Annotated in this window: 21 protein-coding genes and 1 tRNA gene; 16 read left to right on the plus strand and 6 right to left on the minus strand. The window is 60.8% G+C overall.

Annotated elements, in window-relative coordinates; translation table 11 throughout:
- Positions 1-42 precede the first annotated feature (42 nt).
- The 9 genes from RIG82_09125 (at position 43) to RIG82_09165 (ending at position 7,787) form a co-directional block, all read left to right on the plus strand.
- Positions 43-252: a hypothetical protein gene (locus RIG82_09125; GenBank protein ID MEQ9461098.1), complete on the plus strand. Its 210-nt coding sequence runs from the start codon at positions 43-45 to the stop codon at positions 250-252.
- Positions 245-475: a helix-turn-helix domain-containing protein gene (locus tag RIG82_09130; GenBank protein MEQ9461099.1), complete on the plus strand. Its 231-nt coding sequence runs from the start codon at positions 245-247 to the stop codon at positions 473-475. Before RIG82_09125 ends, RIG82_09130 begins: the two co-directional genes overlap by 8 nt.
- The gene (locus RIG82_09135) at positions 472-2,859 is read left to right on the plus strand and encodes a DUF3987 domain-containing protein (protein MEQ9461100.1); all 2,388 of its coding nucleotides are present in this window, start codon (positions 472-474) and stop codon (positions 2,857-2,859) included. The genes RIG82_09130 and RIG82_09135 overlap by 4 nt, the downstream gene beginning before the upstream one ends.
- A complete protein-coding gene (locus tag RIG82_09140; GenBank protein ID MEQ9461101.1) occupies positions 2,856-3,218 on the plus strand; it encodes a hypothetical protein in 363 nt (120 codons plus the stop codon). Before RIG82_09135 ends, RIG82_09140 begins: the two co-directional genes overlap by 4 nt.
- A complete protein-coding gene (locus RIG82_09145) occupies positions 3,218-4,717 on the plus strand; it encodes a tyrosine-type recombinase/integrase (GenBank protein ID MEQ9461102.1) in 1,500 nt (499 codons plus the stop codon). The genes RIG82_09140 and RIG82_09145 overlap by 1 nt, the downstream gene beginning before the upstream one ends.
- 226 nt (positions 4,718-4,943) lie before the next feature.
- Positions 4,944-5,195 (plus strand): hypothetical protein, encoded by a 252-nt coding sequence (locus RIG82_09150; GenBank protein MEQ9461103.1) that lies wholly within the window; start codon positions 4,944-4,946, stop codon positions 5,193-5,195.
- Positions 5,188-5,694 carry a hypothetical protein gene (locus RIG82_09155; GenBank protein ID MEQ9461104.1) on the plus strand — a complete coding sequence of 169 codons (507 nt, stop codon included), beginning with the start codon at positions 5,188-5,190 and terminating at the stop codon, positions 5,692-5,694. The genes RIG82_09150 and RIG82_09155 overlap by 8 nt, the downstream gene beginning before the upstream one ends.
- A complete protein-coding gene (locus RIG82_09160; GenBank protein MEQ9461105.1) occupies positions 5,691-6,329 on the plus strand; it encodes a hypothetical protein in 639 nt (212 codons plus the stop codon). The genes RIG82_09155 and RIG82_09160 overlap by 4 nt, the downstream gene beginning before the upstream one ends.
- 228 nt (positions 6,330-6,557) lie before the next feature.
- Positions 6,558-7,787, plus strand: a complete 1,230-nt coding sequence (locus tag RIG82_09165) for a hypothetical protein (protein ID MEQ9461106.1) — start codon at positions 6,558-6,560, stop codon at positions 7,785-7,787.
- 799 nt (positions 7,788-8,586) lie between these two features.
- On the opposite strand, the gene RIG82_09170 is transcribed toward RIG82_09165, so the two are convergent.
- From RIG82_09170 to RIG82_09185, 4 genes are read right to left on the minus strand one after another with little or no spacing between them, the layout of a single operon-like run.
- Entirely contained in the window at positions 8,587-9,678 is a 1,092-nt protein-coding gene (locus RIG82_09170; GenBank protein MEQ9461107.1) for a serine/threonine-protein kinase, read from the minus strand.
- Between the two features lie 14 nt (positions 9,679-9,692).
- On the minus strand, positions 9,693-12,203 hold the full coding sequence (locus tag RIG82_09175; protein ID MEQ9461108.1) for an Hsp70 family protein: 2,511 nt from the start codon (positions 12,201-12,203) through the stop codon (positions 9,693-9,695).
- Positions 12,204-12,220: 17 nt separating this feature from the next.
- Entirely contained in the window at positions 12,221-12,679 is a 459-nt protein-coding gene (locus RIG82_09180) for a hypothetical protein (GenBank protein ID MEQ9461109.1), read from the minus strand.
- A gap of 44 nt (positions 12,680-12,723) precedes the next feature.
- On the minus strand, positions 12,724-14,256 hold the full coding sequence (locus tag RIG82_09185; protein ID MEQ9461110.1) for a hypothetical protein: 1,533 nt from the start codon (positions 14,254-14,256) through the stop codon (positions 12,724-12,726).
- 757 nt (positions 14,257-15,013) lie between these two features.
- Between RIG82_09185 and RIG82_09190 the strand changes: the two genes are divergently transcribed.
- From RIG82_09190 to RIG82_09210, 5 genes are all read left to right on the plus strand, one after another.
- On the plus strand, positions 15,014-15,877 hold the full coding sequence (locus RIG82_09190; GenBank protein ID MEQ9461111.1) for a hypothetical protein: 864 nt from the start codon (positions 15,014-15,016) through the stop codon (positions 15,875-15,877).
- Positions 15,878-16,075: 198 nt separating this feature from the next.
- Entirely contained in the window at positions 16,076-16,297 is a 222-nt protein-coding gene (locus tag RIG82_09195; GenBank protein MEQ9461112.1) for a helix-turn-helix domain-containing protein, read from the plus strand.
- Entirely contained in the window at positions 16,294-18,519 is a 2,226-nt protein-coding gene (locus RIG82_09200; GenBank protein MEQ9461113.1) for an AAA family ATPase, read from the plus strand. Before RIG82_09195 ends, RIG82_09200 begins: the two co-directional genes overlap by 4 nt.
- Positions 18,520-18,596: 77 nt before the next feature.
- On the plus strand, positions 18,597-19,028 hold the full coding sequence (locus tag RIG82_09205; protein MEQ9461114.1) for a hypothetical protein: 432 nt from the start codon (positions 18,597-18,599) through the stop codon (positions 19,026-19,028).
- A gap of 52 nt (positions 19,029-19,080) precedes the next feature.
- Positions 19,081-19,428 (plus strand): hypothetical protein, encoded by a 348-nt coding sequence (locus RIG82_09210; protein MEQ9461115.1) that lies wholly within the window; start codon positions 19,081-19,083, stop codon positions 19,426-19,428.
- 907 nt (positions 19,429-20,335) lie between these two features.
- Here the strand turns inward: RIG82_09210 and RIG82_09215 are convergent.
- Together RIG82_09215 and RIG82_09220 are read right to left on the minus strand one after the other, a co-directional pair.
- Positions 20,336-20,674 (minus strand): hypothetical protein, encoded by a 339-nt coding sequence (locus tag RIG82_09215; protein ID MEQ9461116.1) that lies wholly within the window; start codon positions 20,672-20,674, stop codon positions 20,336-20,338.
- A gap of 393 nt (positions 20,675-21,067) precedes the next feature.
- Positions 21,068-21,140: transfer RNA gene (locus tag RIG82_09220), tRNA-Gly, on the minus strand.
- A gap of 355 nt (positions 21,141-21,495) precedes the next feature.
- On the opposite strand from RIG82_09220, the gene RIG82_09225 reads away from it, so the two are divergent.
- Together RIG82_09225 and RIG82_09230 are read left to right on the plus strand one after the other, a co-directional pair.
- Positions 21,496-23,355 (plus strand): hypothetical protein, encoded by a 1,860-nt coding sequence (locus tag RIG82_09225; GenBank protein ID MEQ9461117.1) that lies wholly within the window; start codon positions 21,496-21,498, stop codon positions 23,353-23,355.
- A gap of 280 nt (positions 23,356-23,635) precedes the next feature.
- A complete protein-coding gene (locus RIG82_09230) occupies positions 23,636-25,438 on the plus strand; it encodes a hypothetical protein (protein MEQ9461118.1) in 1,803 nt (600 codons plus the stop codon).
- Positions 25,439-25,445: the final 7 nt, after the last annotated feature.

The raw sequence follows: 25,445 nt of genomic DNA on the forward strand, positions 1-25,445 counted from the left end.
TAGGTTCGTCTAAAGGTCAGGACCGTGCTCGATGCTTCGAGCATGGAAAAAACACCCATCCCATCGGATCCCCTTCCCCTCAATAGAGCGGCTCGCTACCTCTCGGTTCCGGCTGGCTGGTTGCGCGAGGAAGTTGAGGACGGACGCCTCCCCGGCCTGAAAGCCGGTCGCGTCATTCTTGTCCACGCGCCCACCATCGCCAGGCTGCTGCGTGAGCGAGCCATGGGTCAGGAGGGTGACCGCCATGCCTAAGCCCGCCCTGATCGACGTCAAAGCCGCGATGCAGCTGCTCTCCCTCGGCCGGCGCACACTCTGGTCCCTGACCAACCGCAACGCGGTCCCGCACCGCAGGATCGGGCGTGCGGTCCGTTACTGCCCGCGGGAGCTCGAGGCCTGGATCCAGGCCGGCTGCCCTACCGAGCCCGATGCGGCCAGGAAGATCCGGTCTCGAACCTTGACGGGGGTGGGCCGATGAAACCGCTTGAAAAAGTCCTCGAAGCTCTCAATCAGCACAATTGCCGCCCCAAGCGATCCGGAAAGGGCTACAAGGCCCACTGCCCCGCCCATAACGACAAGAACCCAAGCCTCAGCATTACTGAGGGGGACGACGGCAAGGTACTCATCAAGTGTCACGCCGGCTGCAAAACAGAAGATGTCGTTGCTGAGCTCGGGCTCCAGATGAGCGATCTTTACGCTGCGTCAAAGTTCCCAGACAACAAAGCAACACCGCAGAATCAGAAGCGCCGGGGCTTCGACTCAGCTGAGCAAGCGATCAGCTCTCTGGAACAACAGATGGGGACGGTCTCCCAGAAGTGGTCCTACTCCGATGCGGATGGCCGAGTTCTTGGGTACGTGCTCAGGTGGAACCGCGACAACGGTAAGAAGGACATCCGCCCGATTAGCCTGCACGAGGGGCGCTGGTTCATCGAGGGTATGGTCAAGCCCAGACCCCTGTACAACCTGTCGAACCTGTCAATGGCCAACCGCATCTACGTGACCGAGGGCGAGCCCGTGGCCGACGCCGCCATCGCGTGCGGCCTAGCAGCGACCACCTCACCCCACGGCTCAAAATCCCCGCAGGAGGCCGACTGGTCCCCCTTGAAGGGCAAGGACGTCGTGATCCTGCCCGATTACGATGACCCCGGTGAAGCCTATGCCGAGCGGGTCAGTCAGCTAGCCCGGAAAGCCGGTGCTCGATCCATCAAGGTGATCCACCTGTCCGAGCTTTGGCCGGATTTGGAGGCCGGGGGGGACCTCGTTGACGTCCTGAAGATGACCAACGGCGATGTCGAAGCCGTGCGTCGAGCCATCGACGACGCCATCGAAGCTGTCGAAGTCATTGAGCCCGAAACCCCGGAGCCACCTCTCTCTTACCGTCCCTTCCCCACAGCAACCCTACCCGAGCCGATCCGCACCTTTGTTGAGACCGGAGCTAAAGCGATTGGATGTGACCCGTCGTTCATCGCGCTACCCATGCTCTCGGCCCTGGCCGCCGCGATTGGGAACACCCATCGTCTCAAGATCAAGGAAACCTGGATCGAACCTGCCATTATCTGGACCGCAATTGTGGGCGAATCTGGTACGGCTAAAAGCCCAGCGATGGACCTTGCTTTACGGGCACCGCGACGACGCCAGCAACAAGCCATGCTCGAGTACCAGGACAAGATGACGGTCTGGAAGCGAGATCACGCTCATTGGAAAGCCGAAATGGAGGGCTGGAAACGTCTAAAGAAAGTGGGACGTGGCGATCCCCCACCCGAGCCGCCGAAACCCGTGCTGTCCCGGAACTTGATCAACGACACGACGACCGAAGCCTTGGTCAGCCGTCTCCAGGAAAACCCGCGCGGCCTGCTGCTGGCCTGTGACGAGTTGTCAGGATGGATGCACTTCGACCGCTACAAAAGCAAAGCCGGCGGCCAAGGCGCGGACGTCTCTAGATGGCTGGAGGTTTTTGGAGGCCGTGCCCTGACCGTGGACCGCAAGACCAGCGGCACCGAGTTTGTGCCCCAGGCCAGCGTGAGCATCACGGGCGGGATCCAGCCGGAAATCCTGCGTCGCGGTCTGAGCCAGGAAAACCGCGATAACGGCCTGGCGGCACGCCTGCTCTTCGCGATGCCGCCGCGACGCAAGAAAATCTGGACCGAAGATGACGTCGAGCCCGCACTCATGGCCAAGGTCCAGGCAGTGTTCGACTGGCTCTATGACCAGGAGTTGAACACGAATCAGTCGGGAACCCCCGAGCCAACCCTTGTGACCTTCACGGGCGAGGCGAAAACGAAATGGATCGAGTTTGTCAACGAGCACGGAGACCAGCAGCTCAACCTCGTGGGCGACGAGGCGGCCGCCTGGTCGAAGCTCGAAGCATATGCGGCACGGCTGGCGTTGGTGATTCACATGACGCGTGTGGCGGCCGGTGACCCAACGCTGGAGGACGCCTCGAGGGTCGACCTGAACTCCCTTGAGTCCGGTATCAAGCTCGTCCGCTGGTTCGCCAACGAGGCCGAACGGGTCTATGCCGGGTTCCAGGCCAACGAAGAAGATCAGGATCGACGACGGCTCATCGAGTGGATCGGGGCCAGGGGCGGAGCAGTCACCGTCCGCGACCTCACCAAGGGCCTCAGGGCCTACAGGGGCGAGCAGGGCAAAGCCCGCGAGGATCTGGACGCCCTGGTCGAAGCGGGCTACGGCACATGGGAAGACCCCGCACCGGGGACCAAGGGTGGCCGACCCACCAAGCGGTTCGTTCTGCATCAAGCCGGCCCCGTCCCCGGAACCTCGACTCCAGAACCTTCTACAGGGGGTATTGGGGACGGGGACAGTGGGGACACCTCTGAAGACGACGGCTGGGGTGCGGTATGACCCAGACGGCTCAGACCAGGCCCTCGGTAGTCGCCGAGTTCCTGCTCCAACTCGGGCAGGCAGGGGTAGAACTGGCGATCGACCCGGGTAACGACGCACGCCTGAGATACCGACCATCCGATCTTGGAGCAGATCTGCGGCAACAGCTTTCCGATCATAAACCCCACCTACTCGCCCTCCTCCGCGGCGAGGCCCTTCCTGACGAGCATGATTCGAACACCGAGGCCGGCTACGTCCTGGGCGAGCGCCTGGGGATCGCCGAGGACCTCGGCATGCCCGTCCACCCCGGCAGCCCCGCCTGGCTGGTGGCCGTGGGCGAAGCTCTGCTTACGATGGACCCAGATCGAAAGGACACGTGATGGCCAAGAAGACCAAGCCCAGAACCCGCAGTAAGGGCTCCGGATCGCTGTTTAAGCGCAGCGGCAAGGGGCCCTGGATCGCCACCTGGTACGACCACGACGGCCGCCGGCGGGAGAAGTCAACACGCACCACCGACAAGGCCGCTGCCGAGCGGATCCTGGCCAAGCATGTCGCCGACGCCGCCCTCCGCCGCGACGGCGTCATCGACGTCAAGCGGGACCGCTTCGCCGTCGAGGGCCGCAAGCCCCTGAGCGAGCACATCGAGGCCTACATCACCCACTGCAGGCACCGCGGCCTGGCGGATCACCACATCAACCAGAAACAGCGTCACCTCGACCGCATGGTCAAGGCCGCTCGCGTGACAAGACTGGCCGACCTGACCTCTGATGCCCTGGAGCGTCACCTCCGACAGCTCAAGGACTCGGGGCTCTCCGCCCGCTCGGTCAACTTCGCTCGCCAGATCGCGGTGGCCTTCTACTCCTGGTGCGTCAAGACCGGCAGGGCCGAGGTCAACCCCCTGAGCGTGGTGCCCAAGCTCGACGAGACCCGTGACCGCCGCCGGGTGCGTCGTCCGCTGACCGACGATGAGCTGGCCCGGCTGCTGGCCGTAGCACGGGAGCACGGGCGTGAGGCTTGGTACCTCGCCGCAGCCATGGCCGGGCTCCGCCGCGGTGATCTTCTTCGTCTGAAGTGGTCCGACGTGGACTTCGAGGCGAGCACGATCACCATCCGTGAGGGCAAGGCCAGGCGGGTCGATGTGATCCCGATGCACCCGCAGCTCACCGAGTCACTGCGTCGCCATCAGCAGCAGAACCCGGCGGTTGGAGCCACCAAGGTCTTCTCTGCCGCGGTCGGCAGCCCGACGGTGCTGAATGACTTCTACCGAGCCGGGATCGCCAGGAAAGAGCCCGTACGCGATACCGACGGCAACATCGTCCAGATCGGCAAGGGCACCCGACGCTCGCCCAAGCGGACGAAGATGCGGATCGTCACCATCGACGAGGACGGCCGTGAGATCGATCTCCACGCCCTGAGGACCACCCTCGGCACCCAGCTCGCCCGGGCCGGCGTCGCACCCCAGATCGCCCAGCGGATCATGCGTCACGGCGACTACCGCACCACCCTGAAGCACTACACCGTCCTCGGCCTGACCGACACCGCCCGAGCCATCGAGTCACTCGACGCGATCCGAGAATCAAGCTCGATGCATTCAGCTTCCGGGACCGACGGAGAAGGTCTCGATGAACCCGCTATACCCGACCCCCAGCTATACCCCCAGCAGTTGGCGCGCGTAACAGGGCACATTCATGCGTCGCCACGCACAAACTCGAAGCCTACTCCGAGTACTCCGAGATCCACAAACCCAGTAAAAAAAGGCCCTTACAGGCCGTTGGACGGAAAGCGGGCGAAGGGACTCGAACCCTCAACATTCAGCTTGGAAGGCTGCTGGGGCAAGTTGCAACCCCTTGAACGATCAAGGGGTTACGGCTGGGGGTAGGGGTGGGCGCAGCGCAAGCGTTAGCGCAACACCCCCGGAAGCAACCCAAGACCCCGATCTGAAGCGCGTGGCGGAAGCGTGGGCATCCCTGCCCCGGTCGATCCGGCGCGCGGTGTTGTCGTTGATCGAGGACGCGGGGGAGGACGACTGATTCTGTGCCGGGTGGCTGGAGTCACCCGGCTGATATTCACCTGGGGCGTGTGCCCCTTCACGGAAGGATTCGACGATGACCATTGATGACCGAAGTGATGTTGGATGGGATGGGCGGTTTCAACCCGTCCCCCTCAAAGCTGGCGCGACGCTGGTGGTGGATAAGTCACTGCCTGATGACTTTGTGCTGACCCCCGATGGGGGCGTGCGGGTGCGGTCGAGTGCTGCCCTGGAGGTGATTCTGGTGCGGGCGTTCTTCGCTGGTAAGGCTGCTGCGGCGCGTGAGCTGAGCAACGCATACAAGGGCGAGGGGGTGGGTGATGCATGAAGTTATTCGAGAGCTAGAAACCCGGGCGGCTGAGTCGCGGCGTCTACGGGCTGAGCGGCTGGCTGAGGTCCTGCGGCGCTGGGGGGTCGATGGATCGCCCCCGCTGCCGAGTGAGGCTGAGCTGGTGTTGGAGGCTGTAGAGCGGCACGGCGTCGATCCTGTGGCGATCGTCGAGGCCGGGCGCGACCTGCGGGCCGCAAAGCCCGCTCTGACCGAGGCGGCCCACGAGTTGGCCCGGTTGCGGCGTCGCGCCCACGAAACCGTCATAAGGGCGCGGACGGGCGGCCGATCGGCCGGTCTGGGCGTGCGGCCGCTGCTGGTGGCAGGCGTCGAGGTGACCGAGGGCGATCTGCTGGCGGCTGAGCCCAAGTTGGAGTTTGTGGGCCGGGCGCAGGGGGCGGCGCAAGCTGCCTTGCTGCGGGCCGATACACGGTTGCGAGAGTTGTTGGCTGACCTGGTGGCGACGTTGAGTGCCCCCGCCGAGGTGGCCGAGGCATGAGTCCGGCTGAGCGGTGGACGCTGGCGCTCCACGAGTGCGGGCATGGCTGGGGGGCGGCGTGCGTTCTGCGTCGCCCCTCAGTGGCCCGGCTTTATCAGGATGGTCAAGGGCGTGCCGAGATCGTCGGGGCGACCCCGAGTGAGTGCTGGAGCATCGGCTATGCCCTGATGCTGGCGGCGGGCAAAGCGGCCGAGTCGCTGGCGAAGGATCACGCCCCCCCCGAGGTCGCGGCGGTCGCGTCCCTGCCCCGGGCGAAGTCTGAGCCGGTGCTGAGGATCGAGGGTCCGGCTGAGCCGGGACCGCCCCGGCGATTCGAGGGGAGCGATTGGGAGTCGCTGACCTGGTGGGCGGTGATGGGGGCGGCGAGCTGCCCTGAAGCGTGGGCACCCCGACTACGCGAAGCCGAGCGGCTGGCGGGTGAGTTTGTGGCTGATGAGTCGGAGCGGATTCTGGAGTTGGCGCGGCTGGTGTTCGAGGTGGGGTCGGTCGAGATCACGCCCCCGACAGAGATCACCCGGGCCGAGTCGGGCTGGCGATCAGCAATCGTTCAAGAGATCGAGGATGACCCGCTGATCGCGGAGTATGAGCGGCTAATGATGGAGGCGGAGCACCTTAACGTTCGCGGTAAGTTCTGATGCAGTAATCCACTTGAGGGTAGCCGTAGTCATCTGCCCAAGGGATGCGCGATCTTTACCCAGCCGATTCTTGCACCTTAAACCTTTATAAAGTGATGTATCTTCGCTAGACTGTACGTAATACATGGCCGTATCTTAAATTCCATCTAGACGAAGGTGGTTTCATGGATAGCCATGGGTGTCGTTTTGACTTTTATTTAATAGCTGCACTTGCAAAGGAAGAAAGCAATGAGACTATTCTGGGGAATACTTTTTCTGGCAGTAACCTCGATCCAAACGCAAGCAATCAGCTTCCAGATTCTGACTCATGATAACATCCGGGACAGCAAGGGCTTTGGCATCAGCGACGATGGCTCGACCATTTTCGGTACTGCCAGATCACTTGACGACTCTTTTGGAATAGTCGCCGTCAAATGGGATGTTTCAGATGGCTCGATGACGGTGCTGCCGGACACAGTGCTTGAACTCAGGGGCTTTACACTGATTAATGGGGTACCCGTAGAGACTTATTCTTTCCTGGAAAGTCAGCCATTCGATATCAGCTCTGATGGAAGCAAGATCATCGGACTTGCAGAGTTTACGGATCGCGTAATGCAGCCCTTTGTCTGGACCGAGGAGTCCGGCATGCAACAACTGCATGTAGAAATGCCGCCGCAGTTCAGGGATACACATGCAACGGGTATAAGCGGCGACGGCGCAAAAGTTGTTGGCTGGTTTGATACCACACCCGCCACGGTGGAGACATCCTACATCTGGACCGAATCCGGGACTAGTCCTCTTATAGTTCCTTCTATGGGCGGCCTTTACCACTACGCGGCTGGCATCAGCGCTGACGGTTCAACAGTTATTGGCCACTTCCAGACGCGAGATAGCTGGGACATCCAAGCATTCCGATGGACTGCTCAAGAGGGTTTGCAGTCCCTCGGGGATCTTCCAGGTGGGCGTACTCATAGTTTTGCCACCGCAGCTAACTCTAACGGCTCAACAATCGTTGGGTTTGGAAGTCCGGGCGAGCCGGGTGCAGATGGGCCTTTCGACGGTGTTAATCAAGTTGCTTTCATCTGGTCCAAAGAGAATGGCATGCGCAGCCTAGGGTCACTATCACCTGGTGAACCCAATAGCCGAGCTTATGGCGTTAACGGTGATGGAACTGTCGTTGTCGGGGAGACTCGATCGCCTGATAGCAATAAGGCGTTTATCTGGACCGAAGAACGCGGTATGCGGTCCATTGGACAGATGCTTGAGCAGAATGGCGAAGACTTGGCCGAATGGTCGTTACTCAATGCTACAGGCATCTCATCTGATGGGAAGAAGATAGTCGGCACCGCATATAGAACTGAAAACACCATATACAATGTCGAGTACGCGGTCTGGATAGCGACTATTCCTGAGCCGACTGCTTCATTCTGGCTGCTGTCAGGCCTATCGATCCTTTATCGACGCAGGCAGAATGTATAGCAATCAGATATCTGTTTCCATAGCCTCACCAGGCGATGTCGAGTTGCAGTGCACTAAGTAGGATTCAACTTTTAGTTCGCAAACCCCGCCACCTCATCAATCGAGATCGACAAGGCCTCCTCTCCGCTGCCGCCGAATGCCTCATGTGGAGCGCGAGCCGCGGGCTCTAGGTTACTGGCGTGAGCAGCATAGAGAAGTTTGGTGGCCGGCTGGAGGTAGTAGGACAGTGTATAATGAAAAGTTCTTAGATTTCATTGTCGCTACTCGATCAACAGATCAATACTCTAGTCGTTATTGACACTTCTGCAAGTTTTTCAAAGGTATAAAATGTATTCTAGCTACTCGCTCGGCCATCATTTCCATGGCGCGCGACTCGCCACAGAACGGCGTAGTTCTTGACAGGACTCGTGAACCACGCTTTCGAACCAATCACAAAACGCCAATGTCCATGACGCTCTCGGTGGGTTTGGCGGACCTGGCTCGAATCGGATCGGTACGCGAGTACACTCGCATGCAGCAACAGCTCGATTGATCACCCATGACATTGTTCTGCTGGTATCTTCTTCCAAGCCAGCGGTCTTAGCGCTCTTGAGATACAGCCGCGCCTCGTCCCATCGCCCAAGGCTGAAACTAGCCTTGCACGCAACGATTGCGTACACAAGGGTGTTTGGTTCAAGTCGTACTGCTTCTTCAAACGCTTTCAGTGCGTCTTCCGTGTGCCCAGCTCGGTACGCCTGAAGCCCACAGTTGAAGAACGCCGCCGCAAGCACGGCTTCTGGTGAGTCAAGATTCGCTGGTGTCATGCTCTCGCCTCCTCATGGGAACCTTCCCGACATTCAAACAGGTCGACAAAGGGCTGAAGCCTACGACGAAGGGTTGGTTGAACGTCGATAGCTTTATTGAACCACTCGATAGCCTCGACTCTCCTCCCGTGGTCTCTCGCGATCCGGAATCCGATCTCAGCCGGCTTGCGGCCGTCGCCTTGATCCCAGTCTTCACCAGCCTCTATACGCGAACGTAGGCACGACTCGATCACGACGGCTGCAGCCCCAGCATTGCAGAAACGATTCTCGAGCGAGGTGTCCAGCATTCCTTTGATGAGATAGTCGATGTCCGGCCCCAAGGATGGATCATTCACCGATGGCTTAGTTTGAAGGTCGGTATGCATCCCAGCGAGCATGGCTCGAACTTCAGAGTCGTTCGAACATCCTCTCAACTCACTCTTTCGGAACGGCAAGACGCCTGTCAACAACTCATGAAGCACCAGACCTAGTGAGAACACATCGCTTGCTGGTGTCTCGAATCCGCGAAGGCTCTCAGGGGCCGTGTAGAGCAACGTCCCGGCTGCGGCGACACAATCTGTAAACCGATCGACAGCTTGCGCGAGTCCAAAGTCCGCCACTCGCGCCGTCAACCCCGAACCTGCACTCTCGATGAGAATGTTCGAAGGCTTGATATCGCGATGGACGATTGCTTCCTCAAGTTGGTGGGCATGCGCCAGAGCGCTAGCGATCTGAAGCCCGAGATCGAGCGCAGCGATTGGTTTTAGCCCAAAAGCACTGGCGTCGATCATGTCAGCGAGAGTACCGGACTCGACGTACTCCATCGTGATGTAAGGGTTGTCACATTCGCGAAGTCCGATTCGATTCGCATCGAACACTCTCACGATTCCAGGATGTGTAATTCGACTAAGGACAAATGCTTCCCGAAACGCCTCGTGACCTGCTTCCTCGTCGAAGGCATCGACTAGGAGCTTTAAGGCCTGCATACCGAGATATCTGTGACGTACCAAGTACACGTCAGCGAACCTTCCAGAGCCCAGATATCGGTCAACCGTGTAGGTCTCGCGTAGTCTCGTGCCTGCTTTGAGAGATATCCTCGGCTCCTGCATGATCGCCGCCTCGCTTACATGACATCCGAGCGGATTGCAGCTCCCTGAGCTTCTGCCGCCAGTTCGGCGGGCAGCTCTTGGATGAGCTCACGACAGACACTCTCCAGAGAGTCGACGTCACCACGTCTCATCGCGCCTGCGCCCTCGGCCATCAACTCGCGAGCCTTGACCTGATCCGGAAACTCGCCGATTCGCTCAGCACAAAACTGCAGCATGCCCGCCCAGAAACGCGGGTCGCGTTGCAAGCCCATCATTCGAATCTGATGAAGCATCGTGATCGATGCCTCAAGCATCTTGGGATCGTGGGCTTTCACTGCTCGCTGCCCTTCAATGATCACGGTGTCAATTGCCTCGTTCAAGTCCGTCTGGCCAAGTTCAGCGAGCAGCTCTTTGACCTTGGCAGATTCTTTCTCGAACTCTGCCAGCTTCGCGGGCCAATCGACGAGCGTATCGAGCCGATCAACCTCAGTCGCGAGCGATGCGAGTTCGTTCCTTGCCTTTCCAGCCGCCACATCGTCTCCGGCTTCCCAGGCATGGATCAGCTGTTCAATCCGATCCTCTTGCGATGACACTTCAAGCTTCTGAACTTCTTCTAGAACCTCTTGGGCATCTCCCTGGCTGGCTTTTTCCGCGACAGCAGTAACCTTCGCGCGTGCCGCTGCTAGCCTCTGACGCATGACCTCAGGAGGCTCATGCTCCAAGACCGTGTTCCTGCCACGCTCCTGGGGCACGAACTCCTGATCGAGTCTCTCGATGTACACAAGCGGATGCGGAACGCCTGATTCATCGACGCGAACGCTTGCCTCAACCTTCGAGCCCTTTGGTAAATCGCGTCGAATCTGAGCCCCATGAATATGGATCATGGTGCCGACTCTGTTGTGATCAGCTCGTGGGGCATCACCCGACAGAAAAGGGATCACGAGCGAATCGTCACTCCCTGCCTTCAAGTCCCGGCTCGTTCGAAGATCGTGGTGGCCATCCGCCGGGAGTGTTGTGCCAGCGGACACCAGCATTTTCGCGGAACCATCAGCCAAGGCTACCTGGCAGCCAGACGGAAGCGTTGCCTTTCCGACAGTCAGCCCATGAGTGATCGCGAACTCAGACGGCGTGACTGGGACCAGTTCACCATCGGGGCCACGCAGCTCGAGTCGAAATGAGGATTGACCGGAGTCACGGATCTGCACATTGGTGAAGAACATGCCGGTAGCGTCGAGCGCGAGATTGCCGCTCGTGAACCCATTATCGTCGCGAGTGATGGTTAGTCGGCAGTCGGTCGCATTAAGACCATCTGGAGTGGACACGCGTCCGCCAACCAGCGGCGTGGCTTGCTTTGTGATCCGTTCAAACTCAAGGTTCACGCTTGCCTGCCCAGAGGCGACGACTGCCGCGCCAGCACCCTCTGCTTCGGGCATGACCTGTGTTGAGGCGAAGACCGCGGCCCCTCGCGCAACTACGGTCATCGGATCAAGCTCAAACGACGTCGGGATTCCGAGCGTTCCGACCTGCTCACGGACCATGGGAACGAATGTGGTTCCGCCGACTAAGACGACCTTCTCAACGTCACCGGGACCGTATCCGGAGGCACGTATAAGCTCTCTTGTGATCTGGACAGACTTCGAGACGCTGTCCCGGATTAGACGCTCGAACTCTCCTCGCGACACACTCAGATCGAGCTCTACCGGTGCACCGGTGTCGTCTTCGAAGACGTCGCCAGCCTCACGATACAACTCGCTGCTATCCGATCGGCTCAGTTCAATCTTGATATCTTCAGCGATCGCTTTAAGGCGGCGTAGACGACCGATTGACTGCCGGTCGTCCGCAGAGTGCCGCTTGAGGGATCCGATATTGAACTTCTGAGCGATCTTGGGCAGCAGAATGTGATCAACAATCGCCCAGTCAAAGTCCGCACCTCCGAGATAGTTGTCTCCTGCATGCCGGACAACGGTCAAGGCTCCATCGCGGATCGAGATCAGCGATGTATCAAAGGTACCGCCGCCGAAGTCGTACACGAGCCATAGAGCCTTCTCGGATTCTGTACTCATACCGTAGGCGACCGCCGCGGCGACTGGCTCCTGAAGCAGTTGCGAGTGATCAAATCCCGCGAGTCGCGCTGCTCGTGCGGTTGCTTCATTCTGCGGAAGCTCAAACATGGCTGGGACCGTGACAACCGCGCCCCGCGGCGATGTCCCAAAGCGTTCTTCGGCCGCTCGCCGAAGATCCTGCAGCACAATCGCTGAGAGCTCTTCCGGCGACTTTGACACATCACAGTTCGCAAAGTGGAGCTGGACATCTTGGCCCATCTTCCGCTTGAACTCGGCCTGGACATCCGGACCCCGACGTGGATCACCGTAGCTAGCTCTAGCCTGCTGTCCGACCTTCTCGGTTCCCCTCTGGTCGTAGGCAACCATCGAGGGTGTGATCTCGGCATTGCGGTTCTTGACGATTTCGATGTTCCCGGATCGTGAGATGGCAACAACAGAGTTGGTCGTTCCCAAGTCGATACCCAAATCAATGGTTGTCGTCATTGCTGTGTCTCCTCGTGCTACTTAGTGGCCTGCCCTGCATCATCTGGGTCTGCTACCACAACCTCGCCTTTACAGAGCAGGCCATCACCTCTGCGTATGATGGGACGAATCGTCTGTTTAACCCACGGACCATGGATGCCTTCTGGAGCTGGGCCATCTGGCTCTTCCCAAGCGATCACATCGACTTCAAGCCAGCCATCCGTGTATGCTCGATCCGTAGGATCATCGATAGTGAGGCCGAGTCCATAGAGCGCATCGGTCAACCGCTTGTGCGAGTCTTGGAGTTGGCGCTTGATTCGTCTGTCCGAATCAGCCATTCCATCGACCCGCCGACCGAGTCTCCATGTGTGTAAGGCGAACGACTCCAGTTCTGGAAGGTCGGGGCTCGAACTGGACTCAGGCTCTCCACGCAACTGAACCGCGAGCATCGCCAAGGCGGCGCTCGGAATCTCGATCGGCGACTCGGTGATACGCATGCAGCGTGGAACAGGTCTGTGCGATATCAATCTTCGATCGCTACTCATAACATAAGCCCTCGTGCCACCGCCGCTCCGAGAAGCGTGATGCCAAACACTATGGGCACCAGACAGCCGGTCTTCTGTTGTGCCGCAACTTTTGTTTCAACTGTGCGGATCTGCTGTAAGAACTGATCGAGTCTGGCACGCATTTCGGCATCACGTGCGTACCGCCGTGCTTCTTCGAGCTTCAGTCGTACCGAAGAGGGGGTAGCTCTGCGTTGCATAAGTCCCATGGCCTCTGCGAATACATTGAGAGCATGGTGATTCGAGACTTTCTCGATCAGTGAGTCCAGCATCTTCTGTGACTCCGCTGACTCCACTTTGGACTTCAGAGCTTTGAGCTTCTCGATCGCTTGCGGTGCTGAGGCCCCAGCCGCGAGAGTCATGATCTGCTCGAGCTCAGGACCGAGAACTGCCTGATCAGAAAGCTGGCCAAGGGATTTCGTGAGCTTGTCTTTGAGAGATTTTGCATCCGCGAAACGATTTGCTAAACGCGTCGCGTCTTGGGCTAGCTCAGCATCATCTGCCAGATTCCATGCGATGAGTCCGAGCTGCTCTAGGAAACGCGATGCATGGTCGCGAGCATGCTCTTCGGCCAAGCCCGGCAGATCGCCGAGTTCAAGCATTACTTCAAGATCGGGAGCGACATGTTCCTTGAACGCGACAAATAGGTCGTGCAGTTCGCGTCGCACCGACTTTGTATCAGACGACGTGGTTTCCGAAGACTTCAGGATCTCTGAGCGACGTGAATCCAGCTGGTCTATTTCTGACTCAACCCTTCGAGCCAGCGGGCGATAGACAGTCTCCAGTACGTCGTCGATGAACCCTGCATCAAAAGGTGCAGACCTAATCATGTCTACGAGGGCAACCGCATCGGTCACCCGCCTACTCTCTAGCGCATGGGACGCCAATGCTGCGGGCTCCGCGAGCAGCCGCCTAGGTACTCCAGAGAGTTCTGCTGACACGAATGTATGTGTGAGCCGACTATCTTCCAGTCTGCGGGCTCGTTCTCGTTGTTGCTGGAGAAAGTCCTCCGACGCCAGACACAGAGCCCATCTCTCGAAGCCTCGCCGCCAAGAGGCTGCCGCCGCCTCAATCTCACCCTGCACGGCGAGCCGGTGTGCGTCAGCACAGAGAAGCACAGCGATGTTGTGATTCCGTATCGCCACCGACTCTGCCGTGGCAATACGTTCGTATGCATCATTAGTCAGCATGGTCTGGTCGAATGCCAGAGACCGCATCTTGGCGGCACTTCCCCAGGAGTCGATCTCTTGTTGATTGAGAGTGACCCAGTGCATGGCTGCGTGGAAACGAGACTCCGGATCCTTCAGACGCTCTTGAGCGCCTTCAATAGCACGTATCTGATCCGCAGTGTCCGAGGAGGATGCACCCAGCCGACGCTCCATAAGCGCCCGTTGAGCAGCTTGCTGAATCTCAACCCCGGCCGCATCAGCCGAGAGACCAAGTACACAAAACGGGTTGGCGTACCCCTCGGTACTGGCTTGTGCCCGACTCGTGTGTCGGTGGCTGGTCATTTTCTGTCTCCATCACAGTTCCAACAGCTTCGGCCAACCAGCAAGTCATGCTTGACCTGCCACTCAATCTAATCCGTAACTCGCGATTATGTTTAAGAAACGGTTCTGATTGAGGGGGGTATTTATGACGAGCCTTCGTCGAGAGGGCGAGGAGCAAAGACGCGATCGATCTGGCAGAGATCCTCACTCAAGTCCCGACTGAGACTTGGGGAATAGCGTGAGGTGTTATGTTGGCGGCGGGCAAGCATCAAGGTGATCAAGGATGACTCGTTGATAGTGGATTCTGCGCACTTGATGATGGAGTCGGCGCCGCTGTAAGTCTAGTTAATGCAGTAGGATAGCGTTCTGGGTCCTCCGTGGACTTTTAGCCCGCCCCAGCCCCTCCGGGAACACCCTCAAAGTTAGTGTGTGTCGTACAAGTTGCGACGCGATCGCAATAAGGGCGGTGCGGCGTACAAATAAAATCGGGGGTTGTGGGGGCATCGGCAGGGGTGGCGGGCTTTGCCGGTGGGCCGGAGGACCCGGCCGGGTCGATCGAACAACCGAGGATCGTGGGGGTTCGCTGGGCGGTGACGTAGCTGTTGAGCTGTCGGAGGACCCGGGCAAGTTTCAATGAGACTATGCAAGGTGCGGGGTTTGATCGGGTAGACTGTGACTTGCGGGTGGCTGCCGACGGGCGGCCCGATGCGGACCCGGGGTCGGCTGTCCTCCAGCGGCCGACCCCGGGCACCGGCCCGCTTTTCTGGAGGTTCCTGGCATGGATGCAACGGTTGGTTTGACACGGGCTGAGGTTCGGGAGATCGGGCTGGCGGTGTTCGCTGCGATCGAGCAAACCCGGCACCTGGGCAACACGGTTAAGTGGATCACGGAGACCGACCCCCGACCCGAGGTGGACCCAGCCCCCGAGATCGGGGCGTGGTTGGCTGCGGTCGATCGTGTCAAGACGGCGACGATGGACGGGGGGCTGGACGCGATGGGTTCATCTATAGGGGGTGTTGATGGTAAGAGGGTGCTGGATGGCGTGGGGGTGTCGGGGGCACCTACGGCGATTGAGGACGCGGTGGTGACGCTGTGGGGAATACGGTCTATGGTCTGTTTCGCGCGAGACCTGCCCCCCGAGGACTTGCCCCCCGAAAAGGATTGGCCGAACGCTGTGCCGACCCCCGATCCCCACGACCCGAGGGGCTGGGATCGCTTGGCTAAGTGGGTTGATTGGGAGGCCAACCACAATCACCTATGGCGACTGCGAGCCGATATCCGGCGTGAGTTGCTGGTGCTGGAGGGGCGCGCGGGTGGATCGTCACACCAGGCGACCAAGACCCCGGCCGACGGTCCGGTGTCGGAACCGCGTGCGGCGGAGATGAAGCCAAGTAGAGCGAAGGCGTGGACGGTGTGGACCGAGTTGAGAGATGTGGGCGGCGATACGTGGGCAAATCTGGATCATTCGGAGCAGGTGAGGGTGGCGCACGCGCACTACGAAACAAAGTATGGCGAGATCAACCCGGATACCTTCGCAAAGTACGTGAGGGAGGCTCGATTACAGGCCGAAGGGCCGAGGACCGCACCCGGGCGGGGGCGTGCTGTTGATTCAAGGTCTGTCGTGCTGGCCGATGAGGTCTAAGACCCGCGCGGACCGGCGCGGACCGAATAGCGGACCGTCTGAAAAATAATCCGGGGCGATCACCTGCGATCAGACGCAACGGGGGGCGATTGACGTGCGCAGACGCGGACCCCGAAGCGGTCCGCGCGGTCCGTGCTGTGGTTCATAGCGGGCGTGCGTCGGCACGCGGCCGACGGCGACCCGCTGAAGGATCACACGATGACGGACCTGAAGTTGATTGACGCTGAGGAAGCGGCGGTGCGGCTGCGAATCGGCCGACGGACCCTGTGGAGTTTGACGAATAGGAACGCGATCCCGCACACCCGGATCGGCAGGGTGGTGAGATACGACCCGCGGAAGTTGGATAAGTGGCTGGACGCTGGCGCGCCAACGGAACCGGGTGCGGCTGAGCGGTTGCGGGAGAAGGCGGTGCGCCGATGACCCGACCCAAGCAATCATCGACTCACCTGGAGGGGGGCGGTGCTGCTGGGGCCGGTGAACCGGACCGATTGTGGCAACGGTTGATGGAACTGCCGAAGGTGCGAGCCGAAGGCGACGGGTTCAAGGCGTGCTGTCCTGCCCACGACGACAACAACCCGTCTTTGAGTTTCTGGCGCGACGCTGAGAACGGGGTGGGGATCAAGTGTTATGCGGAGTGCGAGTCGGCTGCGGTGCTGGGTGCCCTGGGGGGCGGGTTCACGAAGGCGGATATGTGCGGGGGCAAGCGGAGATCCCCCCGAACGAAGGCGATCAAGACGAGGATCAGCAAGAAGGTGAAGGACGCGGGGGAGGTGACGGCACCGACAACGCACCCGACCCCCGAGGCGGTGGTGGAGGATCAGAGGCGGCGTATCGGCAGGGTGGTCGCGCAGTGGATCTATCGGAATCGGGCCGGGGACCCGGTGGTGATCGTGACCCGTTTCGAGCAACGGAACGGGGGCAAGACCTACCGGCCCGCTTCAAAGGTGCCGGGGGGCTGGGCCGATCGTGCGATCAAGCCGCACCCGTTGTACCGGCTGCCTGAGCTAGCGAAGGACCCGGACGCGGCGGTGTACGTCACTGAGGGGGAGAAGTGCGCGGACCTGGTGGCGTCGCTGGGGCTGGTGTCCACGACGAGCGCAGGCGGGGCGCAGAGGGCATCCGGAACCGACTGGACCCCGCTGGCCGGTCGGGATGTGATCGTGCTGCCGGACGAGGGAGGCCCCGGGGGGCGCTACGCGGGCGCGGTGGGGCGGCTGCTGGGTGGCCTGGACCCGGCACCCCGAGTGCGGGTGATCCGGCTGCCTGATCTGAAGGAAGGGGAGGACGTCGAGCAACGGCTGGAGGCGCTGGGCGGTGACGGCGAGGTGCTCAAGGCCGAGATTCTGAAGCTGACGGCTGAGGCGGCCGAGACCCCGGCGCTCGAGGACGACCCCGGTGGGCCGGTGTTGAGGTGTCTGGCTGATATTGAGCCGCAGAAGGTGAGGTGGTTGTGGCCGGGGCGTATCCCGTTGGGGCGGATCACGTTGCTGGTGGGACGGCCGGGGGAGGGTAAGAGTTTCCTCACCTGCGATATGGCGGCGCGGGTATCGACGGGAACGGACTGGCCGGATGGGACGGTGTGCCCCGAGGGTTCGGTGCTGCTGGTGTGTGCCGAGGATGACCCCGGCGACACGATCCGGCCCCGGCTGGACGCGCACCATGCCGATGTGCGCCGGGTTCATCTGCTGGCGGGAGTGCGACGGCCGACCGGACGCGATGGTGAGATGGTCGAGACGTGGTTCACGTTGGCCGATGTGCTGGAGTTGGAGTCGGTGCTGGAGCGCTTGTCGGATTGCAAGCTGGTGGTTGTCGATCCGATCGGGAGTTACCTGGGGAGCGGGACCGACGCGCACCGGGACAACGAGGTGCGGTCGGTGCTGGCACCGATCGGTCGGCTGGCTGAGAAGTATGGACCCGCGTTTGTAGTGGTCGCGCACCGGCGTAAGGGAACCGGCACGAACGCGGACGAGTTGGCGTTGGGATCGAGGGCGTTCACGGGCATAGCGCGGGCGGTGTGGCACGTGACGCGCGAGGAGGAGGACAAGACGCGGCGGCTGCTGCTGCCGGGTAAGAACAACCTGGGACCCGAGGGGAGCGGTCTGGCGTTCACGATCGCGGGGGACCCTGCGGTGATCGCGTGGGAGATGAACCCGGTCGAGATGTCTGCGGACGATCAGTTGAGACGGGAGAACGGCGGCGGTGAGGAACGGACCCCGGGGCCGGAGCCTGTGGCGCGCAATCATGCGGCGGCGTGGCTGAGGGGTCTGCTGGAGGAGGGGGCGAAGCGGGTGAAGGAGATCGAGGGCGAGGGGCGTGCTGCCGGGTTCAGCATGGGAACCCTGAGGCGGGCTAAGGATGAGTTGGGGATCACCCCGCACCGGGAGGGGTACGGGGAGGGTGGTGGCTGGTGGTGGGAGCTGCCGTCAAAGGTGCGCACCAAAGATGCGCAGACCCCTAAGGGTGAAATAACCTGCGCATCTAGCTCACCTTTGAAAAAACACGGTGAAAACGGGCAAAAGGACCTGCGCACCTTTGGGGCGGATTCCAAAGGTGCGCAGGTTCTAAGACTTGAGCACCTTTGCGATCAGGGGGACGGAACCGGCCCGGACGTCGGCGACGGCGGCCGGGTCATTGACCTGTGACGGGGGCACGACCTGATACCTGTCGGCGAGTTGCCGACTCAACACGAAGGCCGCTGAGGCGGCAGATTGGACTAGTGATGGGATTCTGTATTGATGCGAGCGAGCGGCTGGAGCACCTTTCAATCCTTAGATCAGAGTTTGAGTCTGACCCGGGGCCGAGCGTGATCGCGCTGCTGAAGGATTGCACCCTGGGGGGGCGCAGGCTGTCTCCCCTGGAGGCTGCGGCGCTGCACCTGCTGTCGGGCCACTGCGGGGTGAGGTTGGATTCACTGGACGATCTGTGGCGGCTGGGTGCCGAGATCGCGGACGCTGAGGACGAGCTGAGGCTGTATCGACTCCAAACCCTGCACGGTCTGTCGGTGGAGCCGGAGCGATCGCAAGCGGTGATCAGGAAGCATGAGGCGCAGGAGGCATACGACGAGATCGTGAGCCGATTGGCTAAGAGTTTCGAGAGGCTGTCGAAGCATGGGGGGGTGAGGTTGTCTGCGTCGGGTCCTGCGGCTGAGTGACCCCCCGACCCCCGGCCGGGGAGACCCGGCTTGGGGCATTACTGGAGATCCCATGAGCACGAACACGTTCCCTAAGACCCTGCTGGCCGAGGCCCGAGACGCGGGCGTGTCGGTGTGGCTGGACGGCGACCGGCTGAGGGCACGGGTCCGGCCCGAGACCCCCGAGGACCTGGTGGAACGGCTGAGACGCGAGCGTGAGCCGATCACGGCGATGCTGGTGCGGGCTGAGGTGGGGACGATCCTGCGCCGTCTGCGGTCGCTGTCACGGGGGCGTGCGATCGCGGCGCGGGACGCATGGGATGAGCGGGTGGCGATCGTGACGGTGGACGGGGGCGGAACCGAGATCGAGGGGATGGTGACGGCGCTGGCCGAGATCAGAGAGGACTATTGCGGTGAGTGATAATCGTGTTATCATGTGCCTTATGAATCTATTCGATCAAGTACGGCGGGCGGTCCGGGCCGACGTGCGATCGGTGAACCGGCTGGCGGCTGATGCGGGGATGTCGCAATCGGCGCTCCAGCTATTCGCTACCGGGGACCGTGGATTGAGCGTGGAGACGTTGGAGAGGTTGGCGGGGGTGCTGGGGTTCGAGGTCGCGTTGAAGCGAAAGCGCCGGGCACCCCGGCCGAGAAAGGATTGACCGATGCCGAGGAAGTCTAAGACAAAAACACGGCGACCCCGCAGCACCGGATCACTCTATAAGCGGGAGGGCAAGGGGAACTGGCAGGCGTGCTGGACCGACTACAACGGCAAGCGGCAGGTGCGATCGACCGGCACGACGGACCGAGCGGCGGCGGAGCGGATACTGGCGAAGTTTGTGGAGGACGCGGCGCTGAAGCGGTCGGGTGTGGTGGACCCCCGGTTGGATCGCGTGGCGACCGAGGGACGGCGCAGCCTGGAGCGGCATATCGAGGACTACCTGAAGCATTGTGAGCGTGCGAAGCAAGCCAAAAAGACTGTGAGCCAAAAGGCGATGCACCTGCGGACACTGTTGGATCACGGGATCAAGCGGTTGAGTGACCTAACCGCAGACGCGCTCGAGAATCGGCTGGCGCTGCTGAGTGATCTGGGGCGATCGGCACGGACGGTCAACCACTACCGGCAGGATGCGGTGGTGTTCTGTACGTGGTGCGTCATGACCGGCCGGGCGGAGGTGAACCCGCTGAAGGTGGTGCCCCGGCAGGATGAAGAATCAGACCGGCGACGGGTCCGGCGACCCCTGACAGACGATGAGTTGGGGCGGTTGCTGGAGGTTGCACGGGGGCGTGGGCGGGAAGCGTGGTATTTGGCGGCGGTGCTGGCCGGGCTACGCCGGGGAGACCTGGAGCGGTTGAGGTGGTCGGATATTGACTTCGAGGGCATGACGATCACGATCAGGGGCGGGAAGGCGAAGCGGACCGATCTGTTGCCGATGCACCCGCAGCTTGCCGGGGCGCTGGAGCGACGACGGCAGGAGGCCCGGGCGATCGGGGACGGGCGTGTATTCGGGGTCAAGGTAGACGGCCGGACTCAGTTGTTGGACTTCTTCTTGGCGGGGCTGGCCGAGCGGGTGCCGGTGCTGGATGAGAACGGCGAGCCGGTCATGATCGGTAAGGGCAAGCGGCGCAGGGTCGATACGAAGCTGGCGGTTGTGCCGGACGATCAAGGAAGGGTGGTGGACCTACACGCCCTGCGGACGACCCTGGGCACCCGACTCGCACGGGCCGGTGCGACCCCGCAGGTGTCGCAAAAGATCATGCGGCACGCGGACTACCGGACGACCCTCAAGCACTACACGGCGCTGTCGTTGCATGACGCGGCCGGGGCGGTGAACGCGATGGATGAGGTTGGCGTGGCCGAGACCCGGGTGGCGACCGGCACCGACGGCAACCGGGGCGAGGCTGGGCCATGTGAGCGCATACGTCAGCGCAACACGCGCTCACAAGCGCTCAAGGGCGCTCAAGCTGGCGAGGGGGTGACGGGTGGTGGTACAGGGGGGGAGAGTCGTAAGTCGTTGTCTATTGCGACTCTAGGCGACTCGGGGAGCGCTGATGCTCAAAGCGGGCGAAGGGACTCGAACCCTCAACATTCAGCTTGGAAGGCTGACACTCTACCAATTGAGTTACGCCCGCATGATTCCTATTCTAGCAAAAACTCCGTTGGCACTCTTCCCGCGGCGTACAGGCCCCGATAGCCTAAGCCAAGTAACGTCTGAGGACTGCCAGCATGTCAGCGATTAACGACAGGGTCTTATCGGGAATTCTAGCCCTTTTGCTTGCCGTCCAGACCGGATGCCCTGCAGCAGGAGCGCCTCCTCAAGACCACGTTCCCACGACCGACGCTCAGTTTCGGCTGGCCTACCGTGACCACTTCAATCAGCAACTCCAGGTGGCCTACAGGTAGCATGGCCTGCGGAGTCCCGCTTGGGACCAGTCCGCTGAAAAGGCATTGGAGGAGGTCGCCTCATATTGGTCCACCGTTAGCTACATGCGCCCGGACGAGTGGTCCACCACAATTCTCGAAGAAGCGGAGCGCGCGATTGCGACTGGCTGTAACGATCCGCTCATCGCTTACGTTCGCGTGCGCATGCTTGGTGATGTCAACGCCCGCAATATCTCTCGTGATCAGGCTGACCTGCAACTGATCCCAGTCGTCGATTCTCTTCGGCAGCAGGGCTATCCAACCGAGCGCATCTGGTTGGCGGCAAAGAATGCTCATAGCGGTCTCGCTGAACTCGATCCAGATAATCCACTGACGCCTCTGATGCTTGAGCAAGCTATCAAATCCTGCATCAAGGCACTTCAGCAGGCAGATGGTTTTGAGCGACGTGTCTACGCGCAATGGATCGCTCAATGGGCCGACGACCTCAAGAAGCATGATCTGATAACGCTGATCGATGCAATCGAACGAGCCGATGGGATCGAAACTTGGCTCTATCACACAGCCCTTGGCACCGCGTATGTCGAGCGAGCTTGGCAGGATCGAGGCTCGGGTTTTGCCGACACCGTCAACGAGCAGCAATGGAACGCCTTTCATGAGCAGCTAAGCATAGCGAGAGGACATCTTGCGAAAGCCTGGACCAAAGACCCCACACTCCCCGAAGCTCCAACGCAGATGATCACCGTAGCGATGGGCGCCAGCATCGGCTCAGCAGAGATCGAGATGCGTCAGTGGTTCGACAGGGCCGTCCAGGCCCAGTTTGACTACGAGCCCGCCTACCGTGGCTATGAGTGGGGGATCCGACCGAGATGGCATGGCTCCTTCGAGGCTCTTGAGTCCTTTGGCAGAGAGTGTTTTGATACTGGACGCTTCGATACGGCCATCCCCTGGCGATATATCCTTTGCATCGAAGCCATCAGAATAGATCTTGCCCGGTCAGACCCAGACCGTCGCTGGGACTACGACAAACAGCCGCGCGTCTATGAGGATCACGCTCGTGTACTGGAGGGTTACCTGGGAAAAGCTCCCTATGGCTTCACCAACAACTGTCTTGTTGAGCGGCAGATCGCCTACGCTTATGCAGCCGAACGATACGATGAAGTCGTCCGACTCATCGGCGGACTCAGTCACACGCCGACGGGCCTGGATACCGTGACGAAGGTTGCATGGGAAGACATTGCCGGAGAAGCGTTTGCTCAGAGCTCTCCGTTGGCCCAGCGTATCCAAACTGCCAGCAACCAGGTCCAGAACCAGAGATTCGATCAAGCTCTCCAGGTCTACCATGGCCTGCTTCAAGAGAACACTCACCCGCTACTCCATAAATACCTGGCAAACCGAGCCATTACGCTGGACTGGTATCAGCATTTCCATCAGAACAAGGTCGTACAACTCCAGCCAGACAAAATCCTCTCAGGTTGGCAGCCTATGCAAGGAGCATGGTCAGTCGATGAAGATGGCTCGCTCATCGGAGATGCTCAGGGCGGCTATCTCCAGATAAGACTCTTCGGCGACTTCGGCACGAGATGGGAACTCTCGGGCAGAGCCCGAGTGATCGAAGCTCCCACCGACTCGAGACGGCCACTAGTTGTTGTCGCCGGATGGTCGCGAAGTACGCCGCTTGGAATCATCTTCGACATCGCACGATCAGAAACAAGCGTTGGCGAACTATCGCGTAACAGAATGCTTGCCAATGTCGATGGACTGGATGATGATTTTACCTTCAGCATCCGCTTCACGGATGGGCACGCAACCATCAAGATAGACGACAATGTCGTCTTGACCAATGCATACTTCGGCTGGTTTGATGCCGATGACGATAACCGGCTGGGCCTCGGCGGATACTACTGGGATCACACACACCAGGCCCGGATCGCTTTCTCCGACTTGAATCTACGCAAAGTTCGTTGATATCGATCGCAGAACAAAGACGCTGGCATCCCCTCAGGCCTATCAGAGAATCACATCGATATCAGCTTGGCCACAGATTGATCGATTACCCGAGTGCACTTGTCACAATCGCTGCGTCGATATCAACCGATAGACCGTTATTGCTCAATGGGGCGCGGCCTCATGGCGAGTATTTTTGCTAGCCAGTGCAGCTCGCTCTTCAACCTCAGACACCAGCCGAGATAGCCCCGAGCAACCGCTAGACTCTTGCAGGTCAGGCCATACCTCGTACTCTGACCCCATGCACACGATTGACTACCTCATCGTGGCGGCCTACCTCTTCATCCTCGTCGCCAAGTCCCTCTTCCTCGCACGCCGCGCCGCCGCCGGGGCCTCCGACTACTTCCTCGCGGGCCGCAAAATGCCCTGGTGGGCTCTCGGTGCGTCCGGCATGAGCTCCAACCTCGACGCCGCCGGCACGATGACCATCATCACCCTCGTCTACCTCTACGGCCTCCACGGCTTCTTCATCGAGATGCGTGGCGGAGTCGTCCTTCCTATCGCCGTCTTCCTCGCGTTCATGGGCAAGTGGCACCAGCGCTCCCACGTTGTCACCACCGGCGAGTGGATGCTCCTGCGCTTCGGCGACACCTGGCAGGGCCGCGCCGCCCGCTACACCGCCGCCTTCACCTACCTCATCATCACCATCGGTATGGTCGTCTTCTTCCTCGCGGCAGCAGGCAAGTTTCTCGCCGTCTTCCTCCCCTTCGATCCCGTGACCTGCGCCGTCGCTATGGCCGCCGTCGCCCTGCTCTACACCATGATCTCAGGTCTCTATGGCGTCATCTGGACCGACGTCCTCCAGGCCGCCCTCATCGGCTTCGCCGCCATCTACATCGCTATTACCGCCGCTGGCTACGTCACTCCCGAACTCCTCGCTCAGTGGCCCGGCAACGCGTACAACCAAGCCACGCCGCTGATCACTTCCGGCCTCACCCAGACCCAGACCGCTGGCGTCGATCAGCCCATCACCGAGTACTCGCCCTTCATCCTCTTCCTCCTCTTCTGGGCGGGCAAAGGCATCCTCGAAGGCCTTGGCGGGTCGGGGGGGTCCGCCTACATGGCCCAACGTTTTTACGCCTCGCAGGACGTTCCCACGGTCAAGAAACTCTGCATGCTCTGGACGGTTCTCTTCGCCTTCCGCTGGCCGATGGTCCTCGGCTTCGCCATCCTCGCCATCCATCTCGGCATCGGCGAGCAAGACCCCGAACGCATCCTCCCAGGCGTCCTGCTCTCCGATCTCTTCCCGCCCGTCATCCGCGGACTCCTCGTCACCGCCATCTTCGCTGCCTCGATGTCGACCTTCGACTCTACCATCAACGCCGGAGCCTCCTACGTCGTCCGCGATCTCTACCTCCCCTTCGCTCAGCGCAACAAACGTCCCGAACCCACGCAACGCGCTCAGGTCATCGCCGGCTACATCGCCTCCGCCGTCATCGTCGCCGCTGGCCTCACCCTCGCCCTGCTCTTCGCCGAAGGCGTCGTTGATGTCTGGGTCACCATCGTTATTCAACTCTTCCCCGCCTTCCTTGTCCCCTTCGCCCTCCGCTGGTTCTGGGCCCGCTTCAACGGCGCCGGCTTCACCCTGGGCGTCATCACCGGCTTCGTCGCCGCCTTTGCCTGGACCTTCCTTCCCACTCCCTATCAACTTGGCATGGCTGACTCCGTGTCGATCTTCATCCAGAACAACGCCTTCACCGACATCGCGACCCTCTCCGCGATCTCGCTCGCCTCGATCTTTGGCTGCATCATCGGCACCTACGCCTCACAACCCACCGATACCACTCGCCTCAGAGCCTTCTACGAGCAGACCCGCCCCTTCGGCATCTGGCCCCGAGACTGGAAGCAAAACGACCGCGCCGAACACACCGCCGACCTGGCCCGACTCGCCCTCGCCCTCACCTGGCAGATCGCTACCTTCCTGCTCCCGATGTTCGCTATGCTCCGCATGACGACGCCGACCCTCATCGCAGCCGTCATCTGGGCGATCACCGGTTGGCTTCTGCTTCGCGATACCAATCAGTCGATCAAAATCTCTTCCTGATGGCCTG

The organism is Phycisphaeraceae bacterium, assembly GCA_040222855.1.
In the GTDB taxonomy this organism is placed as follows: Bacteria; Planctomycetota; Phycisphaerae; order Phycisphaerales; family Phycisphaeraceae; genus Mucisphaera.